14 protein-coding genes are annotated in these 15,536 nt (G+C 60.0%); 9 read left to right on the forward strand and 5 right to left on the reverse strand.

All coding sequences use genetic code 11. The annotated features are described in order from the left end of the window. Positions 1–203: 203 nt before the first annotated feature. The 3 genes from ACWHXT_RS08145 (at position 204) to ACWHXT_RS08155 (ending at position 2,687) form a co-directional block, all read left to right on the forward strand. Entirely contained in the window at positions 204–1,514 is a 1,311-nt protein-coding gene (locus tag ACWHXT_RS08145) for a S8 family serine peptidase (protein ID WP_447957882.1), read from the forward strand. 78 nt (positions 1,515–1,592) lie between these two features. Then, positions 1,593–1,832, forward strand: a complete 240-nt coding sequence (locus tag ACWHXT_RS08150) for a hypothetical protein (RefSeq protein WP_447957883.1) — start codon at positions 1,593–1,595, stop codon at positions 1,830–1,832. Positions 1,833–2,063: 231 nt separating this feature from the next. Further along, positions 2,064–2,687 carry an NUDIX hydrolase gene (locus ACWHXT_RS08155; RefSeq protein WP_447957884.1) on the forward strand — a complete coding sequence of 208 codons (624 nt, stop codon included), beginning with the start codon at positions 2,064–2,066 and terminating at the stop codon, positions 2,685–2,687. A gap of 27 nt (positions 2,688–2,714) precedes the next feature. On the opposite strand, the gene ACWHXT_RS08160 is transcribed toward ACWHXT_RS08155, so the two are convergent. From ACWHXT_RS08160 to ACWHXT_RS08175, 4 genes are read right to left on the reverse strand one after another with little or no spacing between them, the layout of a single operon-like run. Beyond that, the gene (locus ACWHXT_RS08160) at positions 2,715–3,476 is read right to left on the reverse strand and encodes an alpha/beta hydrolase (protein ID WP_447957885.1); all 762 of its coding nucleotides are present in this window, start codon (positions 3,474–3,476) and stop codon (positions 2,715–2,717) included. 9 nt (positions 3,477–3,485) lie between these two features. Next, positions 3,486–4,730 (reverse strand): kynureninase, encoded by a 1,245-nt coding sequence (gene kynU / locus ACWHXT_RS08165; RefSeq protein WP_447957886.1) that lies wholly within the window; start codon positions 4,728–4,730, stop codon positions 3,486–3,488. 55 nt (positions 4,731–4,785) lie between these two features. Beyond that, the gene (gene kynA, locus ACWHXT_RS08170) at positions 4,786–5,619 is read right to left on the reverse strand and encodes a tryptophan 2,3-dioxygenase (RefSeq protein WP_447957887.1); all 834 of its coding nucleotides are present in this window, start codon (positions 5,617–5,619) and stop codon (positions 4,786–4,788) included. Further along, entirely contained in the window at positions 5,616–7,079 is a 1,464-nt protein-coding gene (locus ACWHXT_RS08175; protein WP_447957888.1) for a M20 family metallopeptidase, read from the reverse strand. Before ACWHXT_RS08175 ends, kynA begins: the two co-directional genes overlap by 4 nt. A gap of 158 nt (positions 7,080–7,237) precedes the next feature. Between ACWHXT_RS08175 and ACWHXT_RS08180 the strand changes: the two genes are divergently transcribed. After that, on the forward strand, positions 7,238–8,161 hold the full coding sequence (locus ACWHXT_RS08180) for a LysR family transcriptional regulator (RefSeq protein WP_447957889.1): 924 nt from the start codon (positions 7,238–7,240) through the stop codon (positions 8,159–8,161). A 32-nt stretch (positions 8,162–8,193) separates the two neighbouring features. Here the strand turns inward: ACWHXT_RS08180 and ACWHXT_RS08185 are convergent, their stop codons facing one another. After that, positions 8,194–9,621, reverse strand: a complete 1,428-nt coding sequence (locus ACWHXT_RS08185; RefSeq protein ID WP_447957890.1) for a YfcC family protein — start codon at positions 9,619–9,621, stop codon at positions 8,194–8,196. Between the two features lie 565 nt (positions 9,622–10,186). On the opposite strand from ACWHXT_RS08185, the gene ACWHXT_RS08190 reads away from it, so the two are divergent. From ACWHXT_RS08190 to ACWHXT_RS08210, 5 genes are all read left to right on the forward strand, one after another. Further along, a complete protein-coding gene (locus ACWHXT_RS08190) occupies positions 10,187–10,621 on the forward strand; it encodes a DUF2784 domain-containing protein (protein WP_447957891.1) in 435 nt (144 codons plus the stop codon). A 42-nt stretch (positions 10,622–10,663) separates the two neighbouring features. Next, entirely contained in the window at positions 10,664–11,983 is a 1,320-nt protein-coding gene (locus ACWHXT_RS08195; RefSeq protein ID WP_447957892.1) for a DUF945 family protein, read from the forward strand. Between the two features lie 96 nt (positions 11,984–12,079). Continuing rightward, entirely contained in the window at positions 12,080–12,778 is a 699-nt protein-coding gene (locus ACWHXT_RS08200) for a DUF3592 domain-containing protein (protein WP_447957893.1), read from the forward strand. A gap of 100 nt (positions 12,779–12,878) precedes the next feature. Continuing rightward, positions 12,879–13,472 carry a LemA family protein gene (locus tag ACWHXT_RS08205; protein WP_447528703.1) on the forward strand — a complete coding sequence of 198 codons (594 nt, stop codon included), beginning with the start codon at positions 12,879–12,881 and terminating at the stop codon, positions 13,470–13,472. 24 nt (positions 13,473–13,496) lie between these two features. Next, positions 13,497–15,464 (forward strand): M48 family metallopeptidase, encoded by a 1,968-nt coding sequence (locus tag ACWHXT_RS08210; protein WP_447957894.1) that lies wholly within the window; start codon positions 13,497–13,499, stop codon positions 15,462–15,464. Positions 15,465–15,536: the final 72 nt, after the last annotated feature.

A 15,536-nucleotide genomic window follows, 5' to 3' on the forward strand; every position in this document is an offset into this window, starting at 1 on the left:
ATTTCGAAATATGAATGACCGTTAGGTTATGAGCGCAAATTAAAAGGTCCTGGCATCATCAGACACATGCATTAGGCTGAAAGCATGAGGCATTTCATCGCTTCCAGCCCTTACGCAGCTTTCTGGAACCTTGATCGGCCTCTTCAGGCGGCCCGGGGCCCTCGGGTCGCCCTCCAGCAAAGTGCAATCAGGAGGACATCACCATGGCGACGAAATCGAAAGGTAACGGCGGCGGGAAATCCACTAACGCGAATGCACCGATAAAATCGATCGCTTGCGGGTCGGAACGGCTGCTGATGGCCGCCCTCGAGCGAGGCGGCAATTGTCTGGAAACCGGCCGGTACCTGGTGAGCTACCGCGAGGGGATGCTGGATGAAGGAATCAAGGTGCTGAAGGATCAGCAGTTTCGCGTGGCCGATGCGCGGGATTTCAGTGAACAGGTGGCCAACCTGGAAGAGGCGGGGGATGCGGAAGTGATGGTGTTTCCCGAGCTGGGCGTGGCGCTATTGGGTGGCGATGCTCTAGAGCTGCGGGAGATGCGCAGTGACGACAAGCTGTTCGCCCAGAGCGCCATCGCATCAATCGAACCGGAGTACTTCACGTTTTCGGAAAGCGCCGAGTATCTGCGGGGCTTTCTACGCGCGGCCAATGTCATCGCCGAGGACCTGGGCCAGCTCGACGAACGGGGCAGCCAGCCCTTCGAGCCAAGCGCCGATGAAGTCACTTGGGGGCTGGCACAGTGTCGCGTGCCCCAGAGCGCCTGGACCGGTGCCGGCATCAAGGTGGCGGTGCTCGATACCGGCATCGACCCAGGGCATCCGGATTTTGCGGGCCGTTCGATGTTCGGGCGCTCCTTCGTCGGTGAACCCGTGCAGGATCTTCACGGCCACGGCACGCACTGTATCGGCACCGCCTGCGGGCCCCGCGCGATGAATGGACGTACACCCGCTTATGGTGTGGCCTCGGCCGCCGAGATCTACGCCGGCAAGGTGCTGACCAACTCCGGGGGCAGCGCCGGAGGGAGCGTGCTCTCGGGGATGAACTGGGCGGTCGCCAACCGCTGCGAGGTGATCTCCATGTCGCTGGGCGGTCAAAGCCCGGTGCAAACGGCGTTCACCCGTGCCGGGCAAGCCGCGCTACAGAGTGGCTGCCTGCCCATTGCCGCGTCCGGTAACGAAGGGGCGCGTACCGGCTCCCCGGCCAATTCGCCGACCATCATGTCGGTGGCCTCGCTGGACCCGAACCTCGCTCGTTCCAACTTTTCCAACTTTGGTAAGGTAGAGATTGCCGCCCCGGGGCGGGACGTGTTCTCCGCCTGGCCACGGCCCCAGAATTACCGCACCATCAGCGGCACCAGTATGGCCACGCCCCACGTGGCGGGCTGCGCCGCGCTTTGGGCGCAGTCGGATGCCTCGCTTCGCGGAACCGAGCTATGGCAGCGGCTGGTCGCCTCGGCGCGGCGTTTGTCTGGCTCGGAGGCTTATGTTGGTGCGGGGCTGGTGCAGGCGCCCTGAATGCGGGGATAATGACGGCTACAAGAGCCACGGCGGCCGCGCTCGGCGCGGCCGCTTACGTAGTGCCGGGAGGTCACGATGCAAAAAGTCGAGTTCTGGATCGTTACGCTATCAAGTGAGTATTCGATGAGCGATATGGCGATACATTTGCAAGAACAGGGGCTTCGAATCAAGGAGCAGTTGGACGCAATCGGCTGTATCACCGGCGAGGCGGACAGCGCCGCGGCGGAGCGTATTCGCTGCCTGGAAGGTGTGATCGATATTGCCCCGGATACGCCGCTGAATATCGGCCCGCCGGACGCCGACCAGACCTGGTGAAAATGCCTCGGCCGAGACGTAACCCGCTAGGCTCTGTCTGAAAAGTGCCTGCGCTCGACAATACGGCGTTAAAAATTGGCTCGCGCGCGAGTCCGATCAAAATACTCATTTACACATGTAAACTCCGTTTTTTCGCCAATTTTTGCCTTGTCTTGTCTTCGCTCGTCGACTTTTCAGACAGACCCTGGACTGATGGCACGCCATTTTTGCAGACAGACACGGATGACCGCCATGACCCACGACTGGCTCGCTTTCGCCAAGTCCCTTCGCTCGATTGCCCAGACCGGGCAGACCTACACCACCAACAAGTACGAGCTGGAGCGCTACCGCCAGCTCGAGACGCTGACCAACCAGATGTTTGCCGTATTGGGCGATGTACCCGTCGAGAAGATCGAAAACCTGATCATCCCGGACAAGGGCTACGCCACGCCCAAAGTGGACGTGCGCGGCGCGGTGTTCGATGAAAACGGCCGGGTGCTGCTGGTGCGCGAAATCAAGGATGGCCTTTGGACGCTGCCCGGCGGCTGGGCGGATGTCAACGAAGGCCCGAGCGAAGGTGTGCTCAAGGAGATCTTCGAGGAGTCCGGGCACCGAGCGAGCAACCCGCGCCTTGCCATGCTCAAGGATCGAAGCCTGCACCCCTACGCTTACTACTCGCCGGATCACATCTATAAGCTGTTCTACGTATGCACGTTAGAAGGCGGCGCATTCGTGGCCAATAACGAAACCGACGCGGCGGCGTTTTTCCCTCTCGATGAATTGCCGCCACTTTCCGAAGGGCGCACCTTGCCCACCGATATTCATGAGTGCTGGGCGTTTGCCGAATCCGGCGCGCCGGGGATCTACAGCGACTGATCCACGCGCCCATTCCTGGCGTTGGTCCTAAAGCTTTTCCAATACGTCGAAGTGATCGCACCCGGCGATATCGTTTTGCGTGACCTCTACGCCCGCCGCCTTCAACGCGGCGGCGAAATTCGCGGCCTGCTGATGAAAGGTGGGCGGGTCGTTTTCGGCAACCACCACCTGGCAGGGCGGTAGCCCGCTTAGCGGGCCGAACTGAGGGCTGAGCGCCCGCGCCTGGGCGTGGCTCAGGCCAAGCGCGGCGTTCACGTAGGTATCGACCAGCGGTGTCAGATCAAAAACGCCGCTGACCAGTACCAGCTCATCGATGGGAACGCCGCTGCGGGCGGCCACCCAGTAAGCCAGTTGGGCACCAGCGCTGTGCCCGCCTAGGGTGATCGACCAGGTCCCGCCGCTTTCTGCAAGCCCTCGATACGCGGCCTCCAGGCCTTGAATGCACTGCTCGATCATCGCCTCGATAGTGGCGCCGGGGGCCAGCTCATAGCTGATCGAGGCAAACGCCATGCCCCGGGCCAGGTAACGGCGGGCGAGAAAGTCCGTGGCCGTGTTGTCGAGTTCCTGCCAGTAGCCACCGTGGATGAATACCATCAACGGCCAGGGGCCTTCGCCCTGGGGGAGGAAGAGGTTGAAACATGGCGCAGGGGAATTGCCTGGGCTGATCGTCACCGGGCGGTGATGGGCGGCGAGCTCGCGCCCGGCGACGGCCTGACGGGCGAGGGTGGCTTCGAAATCCCGCGCGAAGTGGCTCGGGGAATAGGCAGTATCCTGGCGTGTCTTACTCATCTCGATCTCTCAGGTAACGGCGCCGCGCACGTGAAACTGCGGGTCCTTGTACTCACCGCTTTCGACCACGTCGCGAAACTGGCCGGCGGCTTGCCATACGTCTTCATAGCTAAGGTAGAGCGGGGTGAAGCCAAAGCGCATCAGGCCGGGCTCGCGGTAGTCGCCGATCACGCCGCGGGCAATGAGCGCCTGCACGATGGCGTAGCCGTTTTCAGTATCGATCAACGAGACCTGGCTGCCCCGGCTTGCGGCCTCGGGGGTAATGTCATCGATGCCGTGGGTCTTAAAAAGATCGCCCAGGCATTCGCGGAACAGATCCGACATCGCGAGGCTTTTTTCGCGCAGAGCCTGCATATCGACCTCATTCCAAAGCGCCAGCGAGGCCTCGAGCGCCGAATAGGCAAGGGCCGAGTGGGTGCCGGTACGAAAGCGCGATATGTCCCCGGCGGGGGTGTAGTCGGTTGCGAACTTGAAGGGCGCTGCGTGACCGTGCCAGCCGGAAAGCGGCTGCCAGCCGCCGTTTTGAACGTCGCTTCTAACGTAAACGAAGGCCGGCGCGCCCGGACCGCCATTCAAGTACTTGTAGGTACAGCCAACCGCGAAGCGCGCACCGGCCTCGTTGAGCTCGACGGGCAAGGCCCCGGCGGAGTGGGCGAGATCCCAGATGACCTCGGCGCCCTGGGCGTGGATGAGCTTCGTCGTAGCGGCCATGTCGCGTAGCTTGCCGGTACGATAGTTCGCCTGACTAAGTACGACCACCGCCACCCCCTCGAGGTGCTCGGCAAGGTCCGCATCTTCGGGTAGAAAGCGGTGCTCGAGGCCACTCACCTGGCAAAAACCCTGGGCGATGTAGCCGTCGGCCGGGAAGTTGCTCTCCTCGGAAAGCACCGCCTGGCGCGTCGCCGGGGCTTGCCTGGTGATATAGCCCAGCAATTTGAAAATATTGAGCGTGATGTTGTCGGTGACGATTACTTCATTTTGGCTGGCGCCGATGACCGGGGCCAGCAGGTTACCCAAGCGCTCCGGGGCGTCGAACCACCCCTGGTTCCAGCCCTTGATCAGCTCGTCGCGCCATTGATCGAGCGTGTCGCCCACGGCTTTTCTGGCCGCCTGGGGCTGGGCGCCCAGCGAGTTACCGTCAAGGTACAGCATGCCCTCGGGTAGGGCGAAGTGCCCCTTGAAGGCGGCCAAGGGGTCGTTGCGGTCGCGCTCTCGTACACTTTGCAGGCTTACACCGTTATAGCTATCACTCATGACACATCTCCTGCTAAATCGAATGGCGCTTCTTTCAAGGCTTTCGCCCCCGGAGTCAGATCGTGGTTCTAACGCTCCAAAGCTCGGGGAAAAACTGCAAATCCAGCGCCTTGACGAGATAATTGACCCCTGCAGTGCCGCCGGTACCGCGCCGGTAGCCGATGATGCGCTCCACGGTTTTCATATGGTTGAAGCGCCAGCGCTGAAAGTTGAATTCTACGTCCACCAGCTTTTCGGCCAGCTCGTAAAGGTCCCAATACTGCTCGCTTTGGCGATAGATCTCGGTCCAGACTTTTTCGACATCCGGGCTCGCCTGGTAGGGCTCGCTCCAGTCACGCTCGATTTTATCCGCCGGTATGGCGAAGCCGCGCCGCGCTAAAAGCTGCAAAACGACATCGTAAATGCTCGGCGCGTGAAGTGCGTCCTGCAGCTTTTGGTAGTGTTGGGGTCTGGCGCGGTGCGCCTCGATCATTTTGGCGTTCTTGTTGCCCAGCAAGAATTCGATTTCACGGTACTGGTAGGACTGAAACCCGGAGCTTTGGCCGAGGCTGTCGCGAAAACTCGCGTAGTCCGCCGGGGTCATGGTGACCAGCACTTCCCAGGCCTTGATCAGTTGCTCTTGAATACGCGCGACGCGGCTGAGCATTTTGAAAGCGGGGGATAGATTGTCCTGAGCGATGTGCGCCGCGGCGCCCTGGGCTTCGTGCAGGCAAAGCTTGATCCAGAGCTCGGACACCTGGTGAATCACGATGAACAACAGTTCGTCGTGCTCATCGGATGCCGGGGTTTGGCAGGCCAGCAGCGCTTCCAGGTCCAGGTACTGGCCGTAGCTTATGTCCTGGTCCCAGTGAATGGCTTCGTTATCGACGGCGTTTTTAGACGTGGTCATGAGGTTGTCGCCTTGGCTGCGGTGAGTGGTTGCGCTTCGGGTTCGCCCAAATCCCAAAAGACCCCCACGGCCATTTTGAGCCCTTGCTCGACGATGGTTTCCAGCAGGTGCTCGTTCGGCGCGTGCTGATTGCAGGAAGGGTAGGAGTGGGGTAGCCATACCGTGGGCAGCGTTAGCACGTCGGCAAAGCAGTGGTTGGGAATGGTGCCGCCCAGGTTGGGAAGAATATGAATGGGCTCGTTCAAGGTCTGCTCGGCGGATTTGGCAACAAAGCCGACCCAGGGGTGGTCGGCGTCCAGGCGCGTGGCGGCGTAACCACCAAGCATTTCGAGGGCCACCTCTTCGAATCCGTGCATGTCCAGGTGCTGGCGTAGACGGGCTTCGATCGCTTTCCAGTCGGTGCCCTTCACAAAGCGCAGTTGTAACACCGCCTCGGCGAGTTCCGGAATCGCGCCTACCGGCTTGTCCGTACGCCCGGCGCTCAGCCCTAAAATCTCCAGCGTGTTAGCGCCGTAAAGGCGCTCGCCGCCGCTGAGCGCGCGTTCACCCCAGCAGGGGTTGATAACGGGGTCGAGGGCGCCGCCGCCGACCGGCAAATGGCGGATCAACTTGCCCACGCCATCGGTAATGGCCGGCGCTTTCATGAAGTCGGCGAGCACTTCGCCCTTTTGTGATACAAGCGTGGCCAGGGCGTTACTCAGCACCACCGCGGGGTTGGTGATGACCCCGCCCCAGTTGCCCGAGTGGCGCCCCCCGTTGCCGGTGTTGAGCGACAGCTTGAACTGGAGCACCCCGCGTGAGCCCAGAAAGAGTGTGGGCATGTCATCGCGAATACGCGGGCCGTCCGAGGCGAGAAAAAGGTCCGACTTGAGCGCGTCACGGAAAAGGCGGCAGGTCTCCTCCAGCCCCGGCGAGCCGATCTCTTCGCTCATCTCGAAGAGTATTTTGACGTTGTAACCAAGCTTGCCTTCCCGCGCCTTGAGGGTTGCTTCAAGTGCGGTCAGGTTGACGCTATGCTGGCCCTTGTTGTCCGCCGAGCCGCGGCCATAAATGTGGCCATCGATGAACGTCAGCGCCCAGGGGTCGATGTCGCTGGACCACTGCGTTTCCTGGCCGTCGGTCACGTCGCCGTGCCCGTAGAGCAGAAGCGTCGAGAGCGACGCATCCTCGATACGCTCGCCGATCAGCAGCGGCGGCATGCCCTCTTGGGGGTTATCGATCACGCGGCAGGTGAAGCCAAGCCCGCTCAAGAAGGGTTCGATCTCGGTATCGAGGTAGCGCTCGAGCATCTTTTTGCACTCGGCGTTCTGGCTCACCGTGCGCATGGCGACCCGCCGCGCCAGGGTTTTGTAAAAGTTGCCGTTCGAGAGCTCTTCCAGGGCCAGCTTGATGGCATCTTGCCGGGTCGAGCGGGCGCTCGTTTTGGCAGTCGGTTGCTCGTTCGAGTACGCAGTCGTCATGGCGGGCCTCGGCTAAAGGGGCAAGTAAGTACGAGAAGCCTAGTGCTTGCTCCGATTTGCCACAATTATTAATATATCAAGTTATGTTTATTTTAATTAGAAACCGCTAGCGCCTTGCCAGGCGTTTTCTCTTGATGGGCGATGACCCAGGAGTGGCCATGCTGGAACTCAACTTACGCTACTTTCAAAGCGTGGCTAAAACCGGCTCGCTTTCCGCGGCGGCGGAGGAGCTGCACGTGGCGGTATCGGCAGTCAGCCGCCAGATCACCAACCTGGAGCAGCGCCTGGAGCTAAAGCTCTTTATCCGCCAGCCCCGGGGGATGGCGCTCACCGAAGCGGGGAAGCTGCTTCAGGCTTACGCGCTGCGTAATCAGTTGGAACTCGAAAGCGTGGTTGACGAGATGCATAGCGCCACCACTCGCCAGCGCCAGACGATTAGCGTGGCCTGTCCGGACGGCATGGCGTGGCACTTTCTGCCCAGCGTGATTGCGCGCTTTATCGGCGAGCATCCCGAGATCGGCTTCGATCTTCAGGTGGTCGAATCCGCGCGCGCCTCGGAGCTGGTCAAGCAAGGCAGCGTGGATATCGCGCTGACTTTTAGCCTGTCGGTGGATATTGGCGTGCAGGTGGTATCGAGTCACAGCGCGGCGATTAGCGCGCTGATGTCGGCCCAACACCCCCTGGCACAGAAGGCTTCGCTCCAGGTAAAGGATTTGCGCGACTACCCGCTGACCATGTCGGTCACAGGCTCGACGGTGCGCCATCTGTTCGACGTCGCGTGCAGCTTGTCCGGCGTCAAGCTGCACCCAAGCGTTGCCTGTAATACCCTGGGCGTCACCTACACGGTGGTTAGCGAACACCCGAGCATGATCGGGCTTTGCAGTGCGGTGTCGGTCAGTGGCCGAACCCAGGAGGAGGGTTTGGTGCTAAGGCCGTTCGAGGAACCCCAGCTTTCACAGCGAAGCCTTCAGGTGCAGGTCATGGCCGAGCGTCAGCTTCCGGAGCACATCGAAACGTTTTTGCAGTGTTTGGAAGAGCAACTGGCAAAGGCGGGGGAAACACCTTCGTCGGGGCTTGGCTGACGAAGGTGTTTCAGGGGAGGCAAGCGCTTGCGTTAAAACGGGCCGTAGTCGATGGCCACGGCCACGCCCACGAAGAGCGCCCCGATCAGGACCCAAAGCGACACCAGCGGCAGTACGAACCTGAACCATTCCACGTAGGAGACGCGGCCGATCGCCAAACACGCCATCAAGGTGCCGGAAAGCGGCGTGACGATATTGGTGACCGCATCGCCCAGCTTGAAGGTGATGAACGTGGCCTGGCGGGTCACTTCGAGCATGTCGCCGATGGGCACCATGATCGGCATCACGATCGCGGCCTGGCCGGTACCCGAGGTAATCAGGCCGTTGAACAACAGGTTGAAGCCATAGAGCAGTTCCATCGCCACGATCTTGTCGTGGCCATGCAGCGAGGTCGCCACGCTATGGACGATGGTATCGATCAACTCGGCCTGTCTGAGTAGCACGATTACTGCCGCGGCCACCCCGACCACCAGCGCGCCGTACAGTACTTCGCCGGCTCCGGCCATCAAACGCTTGATAAAAGCGTTGGGTGAGATTTTTGCGATCACCGCGGTGAGTACGCCCATCATCAGAAAGGTGGCGGAGAGCTGGGGAATGCTCCAGCCGTGATTGAACGCCCCATAAATAAAGAAACCGAAGCCGAATACGAAAAGCGCCAGCACCAGCTTGTGGGTCAACGTAAAGGTGGTGGCTTCGGTCGGCTGCTGCCCATCCTGGGTCTCTTCGATGAACGCCGCGCCCATGACGCTTGCCTTTGGGTCTGCCTTGATGCGCCTGGCATAGCGGCAGATATAGGCGGCGGTCACGCCCAAAAAGACCACGAAGATCGCCCCGCGGTAGAGGACACCGGAAAACAGCGGAAGCTCGGCAATGGTTTGGCCGGTCACCGTCACGGTGGGATCGAAAACGCCAGCGCCAAAGCCTGCGTAGGAACCCAAAAAGATGATCGCCACGCCAACCACGGGGTCGAGGTTCATCGAGCGGGCCAGGTAGAGCCCGATGGGGATGAAAGCGATAGCCAGGTTGGCGCCTACACCCACCGAGGCAAGCGTTGCGAAGGTCGCGCAGAAGATGAAAATCAACACGTTCTGGCGCCCCCTGGCCAGCGCGATCAGCCTATGTATACCCGCGCTGATCGCCCCGGTCGATTCGATCACCTTCAGTACGCCACCCACGATCAGAATCAGAAAGACCAGCGTGGAAGCCGCGACCAGCCCGTTATGCATGGCGGTGAACAGGTCCATCACGTTCAGCGAGTCGGCACTGATATAGCGAAAGCTTTCGGTATCGACCTGGGTCAGGCCGTTTTCGACGGTTCTTTCATAGGTACCGGCCGGCACCACGTAAGAGGCGAGGAGCACCAGCACCATAAAGCCAAACAAAATGATGAACACATCCGGCATGGCGCGTTTTTTCTTGCCCCTGGCGCTTGCCTCGGTCGAACGCAACGTCTCTTTCATCGATCTCTCCGCTTCCAACGTTATGGTTTTAGTGTGCAGGCATGCTTCGGGGGGTTTTTAATTATCACGACACATAAAGGGCAACTACTTGGCATCAGCCCTGCGCAGATCGCCAAAAAAGCCAGCAGGCAAGACGCTAAAAGGGGTAACCCTTTACGTGCGGTTTATCCAAAAGGGCGTTAAGTGGCGGGTAGTTGCGCCGCAGGTTGCCGAAAATCAAGCTACCAGGTAAGCCCAAGGGCGGCAATTGTGTATTTGGCAAGTCTGATTTCTATTTTATGCAAGCCAGATGTCTTAAAACGGCGCCGTTAGCGCTCGCCCCTTCGGGGTGAAACCTCAAAGCGCTTCAGGCGTCTCAAAACACACCTGGCGTTAGGCTCTGTCTGAAAAGTGCCTGCGCTCGACAATACGGCGTTAAAAATTGGCTCGTGCGCGAGTCCGATCAAAATACTCATTTACACATGTAAACTCCGTTTTTTCGCCAATTTTTGCCTTGTCTTGTCTTCGCTCGTCGACTTTTCAGACAGACCCTGGGGCGCTCAACCGTAGGCTATAAAGGCTCGCTATGTCGTCTTCCGTTTATCTTTTACTGGCTGATGCCGTACTCATCGTTCACGTACTGTTCGTTGCGTTCGTGGTGGGCGGCATACTGGTCGTTTACGTCGGGCGTTTGTTGGGCTGGCGCTGGGTGCGCAATCGCAGGTTCCGGCTAGTACACCTGGGCGCGATTGGCTACGTGGTCGTTCAGGCCTGGCTTGGGTACATTTGCCCGCTTACCCGCCTGGAAATGGCGCTGCGCTTTGAAGCGAATCAAGCCACCTACGCGGGCTCCTTTATTCAGCACTGGCTGCAAAGCCTTATTTACTACACTGCGCCGGCCTGGGTCTTTGGGTTGGTGTACTCGGTTTTCGGCGCGCTGGTGCTGGCAAGCTGGTGGGCCGTACCGCCTAAAAGGAAAACCGCCGGCACACGCCAGGATTGTAATAATAATCATTGTTAATTTAAGCTTAACCTTTATTAATACATATGAAAGGACCTGGCTATGGCCGTAAGTTCGAAAACGGTAGGGATTGTCGCAGGCGCGGTCGTCGTGGTGGGGATGGGCGGTTATCTGGGCGCTCAGGCGTTCGTGGGCAGCGAAGTAGAGAAATCGCTTGAGCAGGCCTTTACAAGACTCGATGCCTCGCCCTCCTGGCGCGTCACCGATGTTCACATCGACAAGTCTTTGTTCGATACCCGCGCCACGGCGACGCTCGAGATGGTGGCGTACGAGGGCGTGACCGCCGATGTCGATCTACTGGTCGATCACGGCGTTTTTCAAAGCCCGGTGACCGGCACCATCCTACCCAACGAAGCGCTGTTTAGCGGTGTGATCGACATCGATATGGTGGCCTCACTAAGCGGCGTAGAAGGGCAACTGAGCGCCGATACGCTTGGTCTTCTGCAGGCCGACGGCGAGATCAATGGCGCGGTCATGGATTTATCCTTCAATGACGAGCAGCGCTGGCGCTTCGACCTTCGAAGCGACGACCTCCTGTTGACTGACCCGCCCACAGAGATGACCTACCGACTAATCTCGCCAAGCGCTACGATGGACGCGCGAGAGAGTGAGGAGGGTGTCCTTCGCCAGCGCCTTCACATACCGCGCCTTGAACTACTGACCCAAGGGGTGACGCTTTATATGGCGGATGTCGAGTTCGAGGCGGTCAACGAGCGTATCGATGATACCTCCTTGATGAACCAAAGCGCCTATTTGACGGTGGACGATATGGGCGTCGACGACACCTCCATGGGCCGTTTCTCGCTCAATATGCCCGCGGAAAATCTGGACATGCAGGGTCTGCAGGACTTCTCAAAAGCCTACTTGCCCTTGGAGCAGATGCAGCAGACGCGGGAGGAGGACCCAGGCGCCGTGGACGAAGCGCGCTACCGCGAACACCTGATCGGCGCCATCGAAGGCGGCTATGAGATTTTGAATAAAAGCCCGACCCTGGCCATCGACCCGCTCGAAGCCCATATCGTGCTGCCGGAAATGGGCCTGGATTTCAAACCCCGCCTGACGGCGCAAATACGCTTCGATGGCGAGGGGCTTTCCAAACAGGCGCTTTATAGCGCGGTGTGGGATCGCGATTTGGCGTTGCCGGCGGCGGTAGACGAGGGCGCCGATACGCTAACCGAGGCGCAGGCCCTCGAGCAGCTTTTCGAACGCCTTTACATGAGCGTTAGCGTGAGTACACCCCCTGAAGAGGCCATGATGCTAATCCCCATGCCGTTTAGTTTCATGCTCGACCCGGCGCTCGAGCAGCAGACGCTTACGGTCGAGCGCGGCGAGGTCACCCTCAACGGCGAGACGTTGATGTAGCCAAACGAGCCGGGTTCGTCTCACCGAAGGGCCCGGTGCCAGTACGCTGGCGCCGGGCGTTTGAACGTTTCATTTAACATTTTCAAGGAATGAAAAATGCGTGCTGTTGCCATCGCAAAATATCTGTCGCTGTTGGTGGGCCTGGGCTTGTTGGTAGGGGCTTTTTTCCTTTATCAGAGTTCGGCGGCGTTTCTCGACCAGGCCGCGAGCGCGCAGGGTACGGTCACCGAGCTGATCAGGACTCGCTCTGAGGATTCCGTTACCTACCGCCCGGTGGTCGAGTTTACCGCCGAGGGCGGCGCGCCGGTGGAGTTCGTCTCGCCGGCGGGCAGCAACCCGCCAGGCTATTCCCCGGGGGAGCGTGTCGAGGTGCTGTATGACCCGACCAATCCGGTGGATGCGCGGTTGACCGGCTTTTTCTCGGCTTGGGGGGCCCCGTTGATCCTTGGTGGCCTGGGCGCCGCCTTCTTTTTGAGCGGCCTGGCGATGTTTGTGGTACCGGGCTTCAACGCCCGTAATGACAAGGCCCTCATGGAAACCGGCCTGCGTATCGAGTCCACTTTTCAGGGCGTCGAGCGCAATACCGGGCTTTCCGTTAACGGCAAGAACCCCTACCAGGTGGTGTCTCAATGGCTGAACCCGGCGACCATGCAGGTACACGTGTTCAAAAGCGCCAATATCTGGTTCGACCCCTCCACGTATATCAGCACCGATACCGTGGCGGTATACATCGAGCAGGACAATCCCAAAAACTATTATATGGATTTAAGTTTTTTACCCGCGCTTGCCAAGTAGTGCGATGATGCAATGACCGAGCAGCTCTTTTGGCATGCAAACGTCGCGCTTGGGCGTCGTCTTGCCGCCTCGTTTCAATCGACCAGGACAAGGATCCCTCATGGTAGCCACTCTCATTATCGCGGCGATTATCGCAATCATCGTCTTTTACACCATCAGTGTTTATAACAAGCTCGTCTCGCTGCGCAATCGCTTTCAAAACGGCTTTGCGCAAATCGAAGTACAGCTCAAACGTCGCCACGACCTGATCCCCAACCTGGTAGAAACCGCGAAAGGTTACCTGTCCCACGAACGCGAGACTCTGGAAGCGGTCATCCAGGCGCGCAATTCGGCGGCGTCCGGGCTCCAGGCGGCGGCGGCCAACCCGGGAAGCAAAAAAGCCATGGCCGAGCTTGGCGGCGCGGAAGGGGCGCTTACCCAGGCGATGGGTCGGCTCAACGTGGTGATGGAAGCCTACCCGGACTTGAAAGCCTCCCAGAACATGCAGCAGCTCTCGGAAGAGCTGACCAGTACCGAGAACAAGGTCGCCTTTGCCCGCCAGTCGTTCAACGATGCCGTCATGAGCTACAACACCTACCGCCAAAGCTTCCCGCCGGTCGCGATAGCGCCGATGGTCGGCCACGGCGAGGACGCCGCATTTCTGGAGTTCGAGGACAGCGCGCAGATCCAGTCCGCGCCCGAGGTATCGTTTTAAGGCGTTTTACAAGGATGATGATGCATGGATTTCTTTACGGCGCAGGACGACGCCCGGCGTAAAACCGGGCGGCTGGTCATATTATTGATAGCGGCCGTCATGGCCCTCATCGTCGTTACCACCCTGGTGGTTGCGCTCGTTGTTTATTTCATGGGCGATCAGGGGGCGGGTCAGACCGAGCTGACGGCTAATGGCTTGCTGGCGGCACTCTCACCTGAGCTAGTGGGTATGGTAGCGCTTGGCGTGGTTGCACTGGTGGGCTTTGGCGGGCTGTTCAAGCGCTTTCAACTGCGCCGCGGTGGTGGCCGGGTCGTCGCCGAATCGCTGGGCGGCAGGGAGATCGACCCCGCCACCGAGAACGCCAACGAGCGCCGTATTCTCAACGTGGTCGAAGAGATGGCAATTGCCTCGGGTACGCCGGTACCGCCGGTGTATCTTTTACAAGAGGTGGGTATCAACGCCTTTGCCGCCGGCTTCGATACTCGCGATGCGGTGATCGGGATTACCCAAGGGGCAATCGATCATTTGAGCCGCGACGAGCTTCAGGGCGTAGTGGCCCACGAGTTCAGCCATATCCTGCACGGTGACATGCGTTTGAACATGCGCCTGATCAGCGTGCTGCACGGTGTGCTTTTGATTGGCCTGTTGGGCTATATCCTGCTGCGCAGCACAGCCTTTCGCGGGCGCTCCATGCAGCGTACTAACGACAATAATGGCAAAGCGGCGATTGTTTTAGTGGCCTTGGGCGCGGCGCTCATGGTGATCGGCTACGCGGGCACGTTTTTTGGCAACTGGATCAAGGCGGCAGTGAGCCGCCAGCGCGAGTATCTGGCCGATGCATCTGCGGTGCAGTACACGCGCAACCCACAGGGCATAGGCCACGCGCTGATCAAGATCGGCTCGAGCAGCCGCGGCTCGCGACTCGACACCGCCCAGGCAAGCGAGTATAGCCATATGTTTTTTGGCCAAGGCTTGAAGGCTGGTTTTACGCGCTTGCTGGCCACCCACCCGCCGGTCGAAAAGCGCATCCGGCGCGTAATGCCAGGCTGGAACGGCGCCTTCGATGCGTCGTTGAGCGCGCCCACCGCCGGCGGCGCTACCTCCGGGGAGGCCTCCTCTCAGGCCGCGGGCTTTACAGATACCGGTCCCGCACAAAGCGTTGGTACGGGCATGACCGGCGCTTCGGCCCAGGCGGCCATTACGGCCATGGGCCAGCCGGGGCCGCGCCATATTTCCCAGGCGCGTGCGACCCTCGATGCGCTGCCAGCGCGGATCAAAGCGGCCGCCCAGGACCCCTATGGGGTACGGGCGCTGATGTACGGGTTGTTGCTTAGCCAGCAAAACCAGGTGCGCCAGGCGCAGCTCGAGCTTTTAAAGCAGTCCGCCCAGCCGGATGTCTATCGCGCGGTGATGAGCCACGCCGGTGAGATTCTGACCCTAAGAGACGAGCTTCGCTTGCCGTTGGTGGAGCTTGCGCTGCCCGCACTCAAGAGCCTTTCCGAAAGCCACGCGCAGCGCTTTCGCGAATGTATCAAAGCCCTGGCCGAAGCCGATGGCCAGATTAGCCTGTTCGAGTGGACGCTTTATCACTGGCTGGTTCATCACCTGGGGCTGACCAAAAGCGCAGACGGCCCGGCCAATCGCAGGCTCTCCGATTTACACGACGAGTGCCAAACCTTGCTTGGCGTACTGGCAAGCGCCGGGCAGGATGATACCTCGGCCATCGATGCGGCCCTCAGCGCCGCCGCCCAGGAGCTGCCTTTTGAGCTGGCTTTGAGCGCCAACGTCGATGACCGGCGTGCGCTAAGCCAGTCGGTGAGCCGGCTGCGCCGCTTGAAGCCGCAGCATAAATCGAAGCTCTTGCAGGCCATGGCCCGCTGTATCGAGCACAGTGGCGAGATTCGCCCGGCGGAAGCCGAGCTGTTTCGCGCCACGGCGGACATGTTGGGCGCCCCGGTACCTCCGCTTTTGCAAGAGCGTGAAGCTGAGTAGATGGACGTCGACGAATCGCTGCGTTTGAGCGGGGACCGAGTTCGCTTACCGTTCGCTAAATAATTTATACCG

The organism is Vreelandella halophytica (assembly GCF_968193635.1).

What these genes read in the sequence shown, in the direction of transcription:
- ACWHXT_RS08145 (WP_447957882.1), top strand. Translation starts at nt 204, where the DNA reads ATGGCGACGAAATCGAAAGGTAACGGCGGCGGGAAATCCACTAACGCG.
- ACWHXT_RS08150 (WP_447957883.1), top strand. Translation starts at nt 1,593, where the DNA reads ATGCAAAAAGTCGAGTTCTGGATCGTTACGCTATCAAGTGAGTATTCG.
- ACWHXT_RS08155 (WP_447957884.1), top strand. Translation starts at nt 2,064, where the DNA reads ATGACCCACGACTGGCTCGCTTTCGCCAAGTCCCTTCGCTCGATTGCC.
- ACWHXT_RS08160 (WP_447957885.1), bottom strand. Translation starts at nt 3,476, where the DNA reads ATGAGTAAGACACGCCAGGATACTGCCTATTCCCCGAGCCACTTCGCG.
- kynU (WP_447957886.1), bottom strand. Translation starts at nt 4,730, where the DNA reads ATGAGTGATAGCTATAACGGTGTAAGCCTGCAAAGTGTACGAGAGCGC.
- kynA (WP_447957887.1), bottom strand. Translation starts at nt 5,619, where the DNA reads ATGACCACGTCTAAAAACGCCGTCGATAACGAAGCCATTCACTGGGAC.
- ACWHXT_RS08175 (WP_447957888.1), bottom strand. Translation starts at nt 7,079, where the DNA reads ATGACGACTGCGTACTCGAACGAGCAACCGACTGCCAAAACGAGCGCC.
- ACWHXT_RS08180 (WP_447957889.1), top strand. Translation starts at nt 7,238, where the DNA reads ATGCTGGAACTCAACTTACGCTACTTTCAAAGCGTGGCTAAAACCGGC.
- ACWHXT_RS08185 (WP_447957890.1), bottom strand. Translation starts at nt 9,621, where the DNA reads ATGAAAGAGACGTTGCGTTCGACCGAGGCAAGCGCCAGGGGCAAGAAA.
- ACWHXT_RS08190 (WP_447957891.1), top strand. Translation starts at nt 10,187, where the DNA reads ATGTCGTCTTCCGTTTATCTTTTACTGGCTGATGCCGTACTCATCGTT.
- ACWHXT_RS08195 (WP_447957892.1), top strand. Translation starts at nt 10,664, where the DNA reads ATGGCCGTAAGTTCGAAAACGGTAGGGATTGTCGCAGGCGCGGTCGTC.
- ACWHXT_RS08200 (WP_447957893.1), top strand. Translation starts at nt 12,080, where the DNA reads ATGCGTGCTGTTGCCATCGCAAAATATCTGTCGCTGTTGGTGGGCCTG.
- ACWHXT_RS08205 (WP_447528703.1), top strand. Translation starts at nt 12,879, where the DNA reads ATGGTAGCCACTCTCATTATCGCGGCGATTATCGCAATCATCGTCTTT.
- ACWHXT_RS08210 (WP_447957894.1), top strand. Translation starts at nt 13,497, where the DNA reads ATGGATTTCTTTACGGCGCAGGACGACGCCCGGCGTAAAACCGGGCGG.